The sequence below is a fragment of the Bacillus sp. BR3(2024) genome (assembly GCF_039134555.1).
GTDB classification, from domain to species: domain Bacteria; phylum Bacillota; class Bacilli; order Bacillales; family Bacillaceae_G; genus Bacillus_A; species Bacillus_A cereus.
In genome coordinates, this window is record NZ_CP152433.1 from 512,656 (window position 1) to 525,000 (window position 12,345).

Below are 12,345 nucleotides of genomic sequence, written 5' to 3' on the forward strand. Positions count from 1 at the left end.
CAACATATAACAGAAACAGCTCCTTTAGCATAAAAGGAGCTGTTTTTTTATTCGTCTTCTTTTTTATCATCGATTTGGAGTTCTTTTTCTGGTTTATGGTATGTGTAGAAGCTATCTACAAGCAAATCTAAATGCTCTACTTCTTCACTATAGTTAATGATGGAAGAAATAAGAGGGAAGAGATGTAACCATGTTTTATATGCTTCTTCATCGTCTTTATTTTGATATTCCATAAAGATATCAATTAATTCTTGTTTACCTGTTTCAACTTCATCAAGCATTTCGACTGATTGTTGTTTTTTTGCTTTACCAATAAATTTTAATAAAACTTGTTCATGATAATGCGTTAATGAGTCAAGTTCGTTTTGGATAGATTCCTGAAATTCTTCCGGCATATAGCGCAGTTCATTTTCAGTACGGTGTAATGATTTTAACGTACTTAAAGCACGGCTTGTTGTCGCTAACATTTGTCTGAATAAAACGAGCTTACGAATTTTTGCGAACTTTACTTTTTTCGTGTAGCTTCTTTCTTCTTTATACAGCAAATAGTAATGGTTTAGTTTGATCATTTTTTCTTTCATACGATCAATATCAGTTTTTAGCGTTGTAAAATCAGAAGCCTGCCTGCTATTCATTCGAATCCATTTTACAATTTCTTCTGTATTATCAACGATACGATGATAAAGTTTTGTTTCATATTTTGGCGGCATAAATACTAAATTTACAAGTGAAGCCGCAATAATACCAATCATAATCGTCGCAAATCGAAGTAAGGCAAAACTAAAGAAATCTTCGCCTTGATACTCCATAATGGCGATAACTGTTACTAAAGCAATTGATATTGTGTTTTCTAATCGTAATTGTAATGTAAGAGCAATTACTAATATACATGTTAATCCAATAATAAAAGGATTATGTCCAAAAGCAGTAGCAAATGCGATAGCAAATATCGCACCAATTACATTTGCTTGAATTTGTTCAAGTGCTGTTAAATAAGAACGGTATACAGACGGTTGAACAGCAAAGATAGCTGAAATTCCCGCAAATACCGGACTCGGTAATTGAAGTAAAATACAAGCAAATAAAGCTAACGTGATGGCAATACCCGTTTTTAAAATGCGAGCACCAAGTTTCATACCCTTAATAAGATCCTTTCTCTTGTCATAATGAATGTACAACATGATACTATACATTCATTACAATATGTTAGCAAGTGATATTTTAGTGACGTTAAAAGAAATTAGTGTTCATTTTATCCCGCTAATTGTGAGTAGTAAGATTCACGCCTCAAAATTCAGAAGCTGGATGCCGGTAAACGTCCGATTGGTGTAGGCTAATTAAAGTTTCACTTTATAATTTTTCCTAATTCCTTTTAAACATCAGTTTTTAGTAAAAAAACCTGCTGAATTTCAGCAGGTCTCAAATTGTTACTATAGATTACTATGAGAAGCGTACTTCGTCAATTTTTTCTTAATAATGAAAATTACTCATTTTACTCTGTTGAGATAGATGGATCTGCCTGTTCTTTTTTCGGGATAATCTCAAAAAACTTGTTCTGTATATCATCTAATAATGGTGTTAACAAAGCAACTTCCTCATATTGCTCGTGCTCGTTTAGTACACGAATATAGTCTAGCAATAATTCAGTTACATCTTTCAAACCATTTTTACTAATTGGTTGTAATGTAACATTTGCGCCTTTTGCGATTCTTCTTTTTAAGGCCTGTTCTGTTAAGCCTAAGTTTGAATCACGACGCAAATAAACAACACCGCCAGTCATGCCAGCGCAAATCCATGGACCAGGGTCACCTAAAACAAGCGCTCGCCCGTTTGTCATATATTCAAAAGCAAAACCTTTAATATTGGAGTATGCACCTATATTTCCTTGCTCTTTTTCACGGAGTGGTTTTGTTATTCTACCTCCAATTATCATGTCTGCCCCAGAAAGGCGAATGCCAGCGCGAGCATCAGCGTTCCCTTGTACGTATAGTGCCCCTTTTTGTGCACCATATCCAAATCCTTTTCCGACAGAACCGTTATAATATACTCCGTCTTTTCCTTTTGATTTCGTTATATAAATCCCACCACCAAAGGAAGTTTTACCAATGCCATCTTGTGCGCCGCCATTTACGTGTATAAATAAATTTTCACTATTGTAAGCACCTAACCCATTTCCGGGAATAGAACCATTCGTATACTTTAATGTAAGTGGTTCAAGTTGAGTAGCTTCATATAGTTTACTGCGAACGCGATAACATGATTCTAGACCACCCATAACGCGTTGCTCTACACCAACGCCTACCAATTCTTTTGAGTCAGCGGAATGAACTGTCTTAAATTGTTTTTCCGGTACGCCTTCTGTTGTTGTAACAGATGGATGTTCTATTATTTGTAGTAAATTACGTAAGTTTAATAAATTTTCGCCTCGAACTTGCTCTAATAAATCAGAACGCCCAACAATTGCTTGTAAATTTGTATAACCAAGCTGTCCTGTTAATCGTTTTAGTTCTACACCGAAAGAGGTGAATAAATTTAGCAGGCCAGCAACTGCGCTTTCTAATTCGCGTGGGACGAAGCGGCGTAACCCATGTTCTTTTGCTTGTGCTTCAGACTCGATTTGTGTCGCAATTCCAACATGGCAAGTATCTAGATGGCACCCACGGCAAGTAGTACAGCCGATTGCAATCATTGATAGTGTGCCAAATCCAATACGGTTTGCTCCGAGGAGCATGATTTTCAAGGCATCATTTACACTTCGAATACCACCATCTGCCCAAATCTCTACTTTATGTCTCATGCTTGCTTCTAATAAAGCGTTGTGAGCGGCTTTAACACCAATTTCTACAGGGAGACCTACATGCTGCAATGCGTGAATACGTGCAGCGCCTGTTCCGCCATCGAATCCGCTAATGTTAATAAAATCAGCGCCAGCTTTGGCGATACCGACAGCAATTGTTCCGATATTAGGAACAACAGGGACTTTCACGGCTACTTTGGCAAGTTGATTAGCTGTTTTAATTTCTGTAATCATTTGAGCTAAATCTTCAATTGAATAAATATCATGGTTATTAGAAGGCGAAATTAAATCTGAGCCGATTGTCGCATTACGTGCTTCAGCGATTTTGGCTGTCACTTTTGAACCAGGTAAATGCCCACCTTCCCCAGGCTTTGCGCCTTGACCGATTTTGATTTCAATTAAGTTTGATGAGTTTAGTAGTTCGGCATTTACTCCAAATCGCCCAGATGCTACTTGTTGTCCACGTGTATGTGGATATTTTCCAATCATATCTTTAATTTCGCCGCCTTCACCGTTCAAGCTAATCATATTTAGCTGATCGGCTGCTTCTGCATATGCGCGAAAGGCAATTTCGTTTTGAGAACCAAATGACATAGAACTAATAATAAATGGTAGATTATGATTTTTGATGCCGATAGATACTTCTTCAGTTGGAACGACATGTTTTGTTTGTTTCGTTTGAACAAGGTGTCTGATTGCGATTGGATTATTCTCTTCTAGTTCACTTAACTTGTCACGGTAATCATCATAAGAATTTCCTTTTGCAACATCGCCGATTGCTTTCCAAATTCGCGGGAATATATGAAATGATTTTCGCATTCTAATTTTAGGATTGTTATAATCCTCTGCTCGTATTTTTGCATCTTCAACAAGTGATTCAAGTGAAAAGGCTAAATCATTTGAACCGAAGAAATTTGTAATCTGTAATATATTTGCGATTTCTTCATGTAATCCAATAGATGAATAGAGACGTCCGTAACCACGTAACTCATGAATTCCAATTGTTGAAATGACTTTTTCTAATCCTTTATTAAGTGCATTATATAGATTCGTAATTGGTGTTTTTGTTCCATCATTTACAGTCGCGAATAATAAATATGGATTAATACCATCTGCTCCTAATCCATATAGCGTGACAATGTCATGTAAGGAGCGAAGAGCACCAGAACGTATAACGAGAGAACAATTGCGGCGTAATTTATTTTCACTTAATGCTTGATGTACTTTAGCAGTAACTAAATGTGGATCAATCCACAATCGTTCATTTAGATGGGCTTTTGCGTCATCTAATACTAGTAGGGAAGCGCCATTGTTAACAGCAGCTATCGCTTCAGAACTAATGCGGCTTAATGCGCATTGCAGAGTTTCTGACGAGCTGAATGTAGCAGAGATTGTGGCGATAGAGTTATGAGTCTTAAATAGCTCTATGAGTTGTTCGTACGTAATTGTGTGTAATTCCTCTGCAATAGGTTGTGCCACGCTGCCTTCTAAAATAATTGGTGAAAGCATTTCAACTACAAATGGCCGTTTTGCGCCGCTTAATAAACTTGGACGCTCTCCAAGTACAGTACGTGTAGAGAAGTGTTCAATTTCACGGTCACGGTCAATTGCAGGGTTTGTAACAACAGCTACACTTTCTTTAATAAAGTCAGCGATATTTCGTCTATCAGTATCGAGTGCGGCAAGTGGTGAGTCATGCCCAAGTGAGCGTATTGGCTCAACGCCTTTTGTTGCCATCTGTTCAAGAAGTTGAATATGTTCTCGGTCCCATCCGAAAGCGACGTATTCTTTCGTTTCAACTTGAACAGAATCACATAGCCTTTGGATTTTTTTCGTTTCAGGGATAGATAAATTTAAATGGTAATTGGTAGTATCAATTCGCTTTTTAAAACGGTTATATACTTGGATTTGATATTTGTCATATTCATAAAGAACAAGTTCATCTTGTTCATTCCATTTTAATCCGACTTTTTCTCCAGGAGCGAGTGGTTTTGGTTCTGCTACATATTTAGTTGGTGATACAACTCCAGGTTCAGAAGAGAAAATATAAGAGCTCTCTGTCTCTACTTTCCATACTGGGCGTAATCCAAGGGAATCAACGCTGAAAACAGCTTCATCTTTAAAACGGGAAATGATGCCAGCTGGTCCTTGTGCAAAATGTCCCCATGCTTCACGTATATACGTATATAAATCTTGTAAAGGTGTTTCATAAAGTTTAATTTCATTAATAATTGGTGGGAATAGAATTTCCATTGCTTCAAATAAGCTGTAGCCGTATTGAACAAGTAGGGTTTCTAAGGTGCGGTTTAAATCTTGAGAGTCACTGCCTCCTGCAGTAAGTGGTACATCAATCATTTCAGCTTGATCGCGTAATTTCGCAATTGTGTTAATTTCACCATTATGTCCGAGAATGCTAAATGGTTGTACACGAAAAAAATTAGATAATGTATTAGTAGAGTAGCGGTTATGTCCTAATGTCATAGTTGAAGCGATAAGCGGATGTTGTAAATCATTATAGTAGGCAACAAGCGTATCACCAGCACCTAGAACTTTATATACAACATGATCATGACTTAATGAAGCAACATGAATTGCTTCGTTTTTCTCTATTTTTATTGTGACAGAAAATAATGTTTGCTCAATATTTATAATTTCGTTTTCTGCGATAAGGGCAACTTGCCAAAATAAAGGTTCTTCTTGTTTACCAAGTGGACCGAGCGCATCTGAGTTTGTTGCATCGTCACTTTCGAAAATAATAGTAAAGTTTTTGTTGTTTAATTGCGTACGAATATAATCTTTTAAGGCAGTAATGTTTTCTTTTTTATTTAGAAAAAAATGTCCAACGATAAAGTGGGGATGATCCACAATCGTTGGATTATATCCGCTACTTTTTAGTTTTTCATTCCAAAGTGTTTTTGGTATATCAATGTGAATGCCGATGCCATCGCCCTCGCCATTAATGAAACCAGCTCTATGATTCATTTTGACGAGTGATTGTATGCAAAGGTCAATGTTTTCTTTTGTAGCAATTTTTCGTTTCTCCATAACGGAAACGATTCCACACGCATCATGTTCTGCATTTCTATAATCTCGAAATAAAGACGGTGTCCATGTATTTTTTTTATTGAGCATCCGTCAATCCCCCCTCTTGTAAAAGTTAGAATAATCTTACTATTTAAGGCGCAAATCACCTTGTACACAGAGATAGTAATGCTGTAAAAGAATATAAAACAGATAATTATGAATAATTATACTATTAATACGTAATTTATGAAATAGAAAAAAGGAAAAAAGAAAGGTGAGCTTTCTTTTTTCCTTTTAATGACGGGATTATTTATTGTCTGCTAGGGCAGCAAATGCTCTGCCGACAGCTTCGATTGTATATTCAATATCTTCTTTTGTATGTTCTGTAGTTAAGAACCATGCCTCGTATTTAGAAGGTGCTAAGTTAACTCCTTCTTGAAGCATAAGCTTGAAGAATTTACCGAACATTTCACCGTCTGTATCTTGTGCGGCATCGTAATCTTCAATTGTATTAGTTGTGAAGTATACAGTTAAAGCCCCTTTTAGACGATTTAATGTAATGTCGATATTATGTTTCGCTGCTTGCTCTAAAATTCCTTTTTCAAGCATTGCACCAAGTTCATCTAATTTCTCATAAAGCCCTTCTTGTTGAAGTACTTCTAGACAAGCGATACCTGATGCCATAGAAGCAGGGTTTCCTGCCATTGTACCAGCTTGGTATGCAGGTCCAAGCGGAGCAACTTGTTCCATAATTTCTTTCTTACCACCGTAAGCACCGATTGGTAAGCCACCGCCAATAACTTTACCAAGCGCTGTTAAGTCAGGTGTAACACCAAGTAAGTCTTGAGCACCGCCGTACATAAAGCGGAAAGCAGTAATAACTTCATCATAAATTACTAGTGCGCCAGCTTCGTGAACAAGTTCATTCACTTTTTCAAGGAATCCAGGTTTAGGCTCTACAATACCGAAGTTTCCAACGATCGGTTCTACAAGGATAGCTGCTACTTCATGACCCCATTTATCTAAAGCTTCTTTTAAAGTTTCTACATTGTTAAATGGAACGGTAATAACTTCTTGTGCGATACTTTGTGGTACGCCAGCTGAGTCAGGAGTTCCTAAAGTAGAAGGGCCAGATCCAGCTGCCACAAGTACTAAATCAGAATGACCGTGGTAACAACCAGCAAATTTCATGATTTTTGTGCGACCTGTATAAGCACGAGCAACACGAATCGTTGTCATCACTGCTTCTGTACCAGAGTTTACGAAACGGACTTTATCTAATGCAGGCATTGCTTCTTTTAACATTTTTGCGAATTTTACCTCTAGCGCTGTTGGTGTTCCATAAAGTACCCCATTTTCAGCAGCTGTTGTAATTGCTTTTGTTATATGCGGATGAGCATGTCCAGTAATAATAGGACCGTATGCTGCTAAATAATCGATATATTTATTTCCGTCTACATCCCAGAAATAAGCGCCTTTCCCACGTTCCATAGCAACAGGAGCGCCGCCGCCAACTGCTTTAAAAGAACGAGAAGGACTGTTAACACCGCCAACGATATGCTCTAAAGCTTCTTTATGTAATGCTTCTGACTTTGTGAAATTCACTACAATTCATCTCCTTACAAAAATCTATGTATTATTCTAACATGTTTTTCGAAAAGACGTATTGTTTGTGATAGCGAAGGCAGTTGGGTAAACTATTCGTTGTGACATTTAGGAGGGGGGTCCGATTATGAAATCGGTAATTGAGGTACAAGGGTTACGTAAAGAGTTTACAGCCTATTCAAGTCGTCCGGGCTTAAAGGGTGCATTTCGCGATTTATTAAATCGTAATTATAAAATAGTACCAGCAGTAAATGATGTATCTTTTACTGTAAAGCAAGGTGAAATGGTTGGTTATATCGGTGAGAACGGTGCTGGTAAATCAACAACAATTAAAATGCTTACGGGGATTTTAACTCCGACATCAGGGCAAATCACAGTAAATGGAATGAACCCACATAAACAAAGAGAAGAATTTGTAAGAACAATTGGTGTTGTTTTTGGACAGCGTTCGCAACTTTGGTGGGATATTGCAGTACAAGAATCGTTTCGTTTATTAAAGAAAGTGTATGGTGTATCAGACGCTCAGTATAAGGAGCATATGGAGCACGTAATTGAAACGTTAGATATAGGGCCCTTATTAGATAAACCAGTTCGAAAATTATCTCTTGGTCAAAGGATGCGTTGTGAATTAGCGGCAGCCTTAATTCATAATCCACCGTTATTATTTTTAGATGAGCCAACAATTGGGTTAGATGTACTTGTGAAATTGAAAATACGTGAATTTTTAAAAGAAATGAATGAACGTTATAAAACAACAATTTTATTAACAACACACGATATTACTGATATTGAAGCTTTATGTGAGCGCGTTATCATGCTGGATGAAGGAAATATTATGTATGACGGTTCTTTAAATAATCTTCGTACGCAGTGGGGAGCGGAGAAGGAAATTCACTTTCAGTTTGTTGCACCAGTTTCCTATCAGGCTTTATCAATGGTTATGCCAGATAATCATGTCGTTTGGTCGAAAGCAAAAGAGGAAAATACATGGGTTGCAAAAATTCCGAATGAAGAAGTTATTATTTCAATGCTTATTTCTAAAGTAGTACAAGCCTTTCAAATTAAAGATTTAAAAATTAACGAAGTGTCTACAGAGGAAATTATTCGTAACATTTATGAAGAGGGTATTACGCATGGGTAAGTATATTGAAATGATTCGAATTCGCTTTTTAATGATGCTTGCGTATCGTACAAATTACTATAGCGGGATTTTAATTTATACGATTAATATCGGTGCTTACTATTTTTTATGGCAAGCAATTTATAGCGGAAAAGAGAATATTGAAAGTTTATCTATTTCGCAAATGACCACGTATATCGCAATCGCGTGGATGGCACGTGCCTTCTATTTTAATAATATAGATAGGGAAATTGCGATGGAGATCCAAGAAGGACGTGTGGCTGTAGAATTAATTCGTCCGTATAACTATTTGGGAATGAAAGTTATGCAAGGTCTTGGCGAGGGAATATTCCGTTTTGCCTTCTTTTCCATTCCAGGCATGGTTATCGTTACGTTATTATTTTCGTTGCAAATTACAACAAATTTTCAAACTTGGTTATATTTCTTCTTATCTTTAATATTTAGTTTTATTATTAATACACAAATTAATTTAATGACGGGAATGCTTACGTTTTTCCTATTTAATAATAGTGGGATTATGTATGCAAAACGCGTTGTTATTGATTTATTTTCAGGTCTATTATTACCAATTAGTTTTTATCCGCTATGGGCCCAAAAAGCAATGATGTTTTTACCGTTTCAGGCTATTAGTTATATTCCAAGTATGATTTTTTCTGAAGGTATACAGGGGAGTAAGTTGTATGAGGCTTTAGTATTTCAAGTGATTTGGGCGATTGTACTTATTATTCCAATTGTACTCATGTGGAGAACGGCGAGAAAACGTCTAATTGTACAAGGGGGATGATGAGATGCTATATATAAACTTATTTTTACAATATGCAAGTCAATATATAAAAACAAAATTGGAGTATCGAGGCGATTTTATCGTTGGTTTACTTTCTGATTTATCGCTTCAAGCAGTTAATTTAATATTTATTCTCGTTGTATTTGGGCATACACAAGCATTGAAGGGATGGAGTCGAGAAGAAGTAATCTTTATTTATGGTTTCTTTTTAGTACCATTTGCCATCTTTTCAGCTTTCTTTAATATATGGGATTTTAATGATCGATACATTATTAAAGGGGAGATGGATCGTGTATTAACGCGGCCGATCCATAGCCTATTTCAAATTATATTAGAAAGAATGGAACTTGAATCTTTAATTGGAGCTATTACAGGGATTGTTGTAATGGGATATGCAGCTGTGGAGTTACAATTATCTTTTTACTGGTATGATTTCTTCTTATTTATATTGATGGTAGGAGGAGGAGCACTTGTATATGGAGGGATATTTGTTACGCTGGCGAGCCTTGGTTTTTGGTCGGATGCGAAAAGTTCAATTATGCCTCTTATGTATAACATAGGTAATTACGGGCGCTATCCTGTTAATATTTATAATCGTGTAATTCGTTTCATTTTAACGTTTGTTTTACCGTTTGCGTTTGTTGGAGTATATCCAGCGGCATACTTTTTAAGAAAAACAGAATGGAATAGTTATGCATTTGCGACGCCAATTGTTGGTGTTATCTGTTTTACGATTGCAATCACCCTCTGGAACCAAGGGGTAAAAAGGTATCGTGGCGCGGGTAATTAATTATAGAAGCTTGTTCGTTTCTAAGGGATAAATCAGTTCTCCACCTCATACATATAAAATGAGGTGGAGGACATGTTATGGGGATTTATTCTATTAATTGCAGCAATCGCTATTTTGAAAAGTGTCCAATTATTATGGAGTTCCTATTCGGATTCAACGCGTTTTTTTTCGCTCTATAATTTGGCCACATTATTTTTAATCTATACAACAGTACTAATCGCATTTGGATTAAGTTACGTTGTATTAGAGGAAATGGGTTTCGCAGTTTTGAAAGAGGACGGAGAAAGTTTGAACGCTCATTCTTTTCAACTCGTCGAAGTTTGTTTATATTTTAGCGCAGTTACTTTATTGTCTGTTGGATATGGTGACATATCTCCGATTGGAATTGGGCGATGGATTGCAATCGCAGAAGCGCTAATTGGATATACACTCCCTTTTGCTTTTGTGATGAGGTCTGTAATAGACAATGAAAAATAAGGAAGCATTTGTTATAGTAAAGGAAAAGAGTAGGAGTGATAACTATGATTACAGTAGGAGAAATGGCACCAGAATTCACATTAGAGGGAAGTAACGGAGAAGAAGTTCGCCTAGCTGATTTCCGCGGTAAAAATGTAGTTCTCTATTTTTATCCGAAAGATATGACGCCAGGATGTACAACTGAAGCATGTGATTTTCGTGATGCGTATGGAGTATTTCAAGAGAAGGATACGGTTATTCTTGGAGTAAGTCCTGATTCAGCGAATAGACATTTGAAATTCATTGAGAAACATGAATTGCCATTTACACTTTTAGTAGATGAAGATCATAAAGTAGCAGAGTTATACGATGTTTGGAAGTTAAAAAAGAACTTTGGGAAAGAGTATATGGGAATCGAGCGTTCTACATTCCTTATTAATAAAGACGGTGAACTTGTAAAAGAGTGGCGTAAAGTGAAAGTGAAAGGACATATTGAGGATGTTCTTTCTTATATAAAATAAATCTACATTGGAGATAAAATATGCAGAAACAAGGCAAGTGTCTATACATATTTTACTGCCTTACATAAAGTGGAAGTGTAGGGCATACCTCCTCAGATGATAGTATTCCAAGTGCGATTATGTCGCACTTTTTTCTATGGAATATATGAAGAAAAAAGGGAAAGATACATAAAAACAAGTCCTGAATATAAAAATAAACTACATACTTATAGTAGAAATATTGACGATTTATAAGAAAAGGAGTACACTCTTTATAAGAATTATAAAATAATAATCCGTATAGAATCGGGGTGCATGACGGTGGTCAAAGAAGAATTAAAAGAAGCGCTAGAAATGCTGAAAAATACGGGTGTACGCATTACTCCACAGCGTCATGCTATTTTAGAGTACCTTGTGGAATCAATGACGCACCCAACAGCGGATGATATTTATAAAGCATTAGAAGGTAAGTTTCCAAATATGAGTGTTGCAACTGTCTATAATAACTTACGTGTGTTTAAAGAGGTTGGACTTGTAAAGGAATTAACTTATGGAGACGCTTCAAGTAGATTTGATTATGTTACAAGTCAACATTATCATGTGATTTGCGAAAAATGTGGTAAGATTGTTGATTTTCCTTATGGAGGCTTGGAAAAGCTGGAAGAGGAAGCTGCGAAAACGACAGGCTTCGTTATCAATAGTCATCGCTTAGAAATTTATGGCGTTTGTCCAGAGTGTCATAAGGCGTAATATATAATAAAGAAAGAGGCTGACGGCTATACGTCAGCCTCTTTCTTTATTATATAAGGATTAGCGTGAGGTTAATCAGGATTTACAGTGCTAAGTTAGTAAGAAGGGTTAGATAAAAGTTTGTCGAATTTACTTTGTATTGGTGGAAATGAATTCTTGGAGGGGACATTTTGAAGAAATATGAGATTAAAAATAACATTCCAACATTGGAAGAATATAAATATTTATGTGATTCTGTGGGATGGACTAACTATATGAACTTTGAGGTGGCGGAAATATCACTTCAAAATTCGATTTACTGTATAACAGTCAAGGATAATAATCAAATCATCGGCATGGGGAGAATTGTTGGTGATGGGGCTATCTATTTCTATATTCAAGATATAGTGGTTCATCCAGATTATCAAAAGAATGGTATTGGAAAGAAAATAATGAATACTTTAGTAGAATACTTAAATGGGAATACTCCAGATAAAGCATTCATTGGTTTGTTTGCGT

The 12,345-nt window shown here is 36.3% G+C and carries 10 protein-coding genes (1 of these 10 only partly in view); 7 read left to right on the plus strand and 3 right to left on the minus strand.

Annotated features, from left to right (window positions below; translation table 11 throughout):
• Positions 1-47 precede the first annotated feature (47 nt).
• The 3 genes from V7S45_RS02670 to hemL form a co-directional block, all read right to left on the minus strand.
• Positions 48-1,136: an aromatic acid exporter family protein gene (locus V7S45_RS02670; protein ID WP_000765787.1), complete on the minus strand. Its 1,089-nt coding sequence runs from the start codon at positions 1,134-1,136 to the stop codon at positions 48-50.
• 356 nt (positions 1,137-1,492) lie between these two features.
• Entirely contained in the window at positions 1,493-5,929 is a 4,437-nt protein-coding gene (locus tag V7S45_RS02675) for a glutamate synthase-related protein (RefSeq protein WP_025687086.1), read from the minus strand.
• Between the two features lie 198 nt (positions 5,930-6,127).
• Positions 6,128-7,426: a glutamate-1-semialdehyde-2,1-aminomutase gene (gene hemL, locus V7S45_RS02680; RefSeq protein WP_001011863.1), complete on the minus strand. Its 1,299-nt coding sequence runs from the start codon at positions 7,424-7,426 to the stop codon at positions 6,128-6,130.
• A gap of 127 nt (positions 7,427-7,553) precedes the next feature.
• Between hemL and V7S45_RS02685 the strand changes: the two genes are divergently transcribed.
• The 7 genes from V7S45_RS02685 to V7S45_RS02715 form a co-directional block, all read left to right on the plus strand.
• A complete protein-coding gene (locus V7S45_RS02685) occupies positions 7,554-8,567 on the plus strand; it encodes an ATP-binding cassette domain-containing protein (protein WP_025687088.1) in 1,014 nt (337 codons plus the stop codon).
• Positions 8,560-9,351 carry an ABC-2 family transporter protein gene (locus tag V7S45_RS02690; RefSeq protein WP_000521519.1) on the plus strand — a complete coding sequence of 264 codons (792 nt, stop codon included), beginning with the start codon at positions 8,560-8,562 and terminating at the stop codon, positions 9,349-9,351. Before V7S45_RS02685 ends, V7S45_RS02690 begins: the two co-directional genes overlap by 8 nt.
• A gap of 4 nt (positions 9,352-9,355) precedes the next feature.
• Positions 9,356-10,141 carry an ABC-2 family transporter protein gene (locus tag V7S45_RS02695; protein WP_000965773.1) on the plus strand — a complete coding sequence of 262 codons (786 nt, stop codon included), beginning with the start codon at positions 9,356-9,358 and terminating at the stop codon, positions 10,139-10,141.
• A gap of 72 nt (positions 10,142-10,213) precedes the next feature.
• Positions 10,214-10,618 carry a potassium channel family protein gene (locus V7S45_RS02700; RefSeq protein WP_000964343.1) on the plus strand — a complete coding sequence of 135 codons (405 nt, stop codon included), beginning with the start codon at positions 10,214-10,216 and terminating at the stop codon, positions 10,616-10,618.
• Positions 10,619-10,662: 44 nt separating this feature from the next.
• Positions 10,663-11,118, plus strand: a complete 456-nt coding sequence (bcp, locus tag V7S45_RS02705; protein WP_000633710.1) for a thioredoxin-dependent thiol peroxidase — start codon at positions 10,663-10,665, stop codon at positions 11,116-11,118.
• A gap of 300 nt (positions 11,119-11,418) precedes the next feature.
• Positions 11,419-11,847 (plus strand): peroxide-responsive transcriptional repressor PerR, encoded by a 429-nt coding sequence (gene perR, locus V7S45_RS02710; protein ID WP_000237829.1) that lies wholly within the window; start codon positions 11,419-11,421, stop codon positions 11,845-11,847.
• Between the two features lie 170 nt (positions 11,848-12,017).
• Positions 12,018-12,345: the 5' portion of a GNAT family N-acetyltransferase gene (locus V7S45_RS02715; RefSeq protein ID WP_000759735.1), read on the plus strand. It continues 92 nt past the right edge of the window; only the first 328 of its 420 coding nucleotides appear in the window; the start codon lies at positions 12,018-12,020; the stop codon falls past the right edge of the window.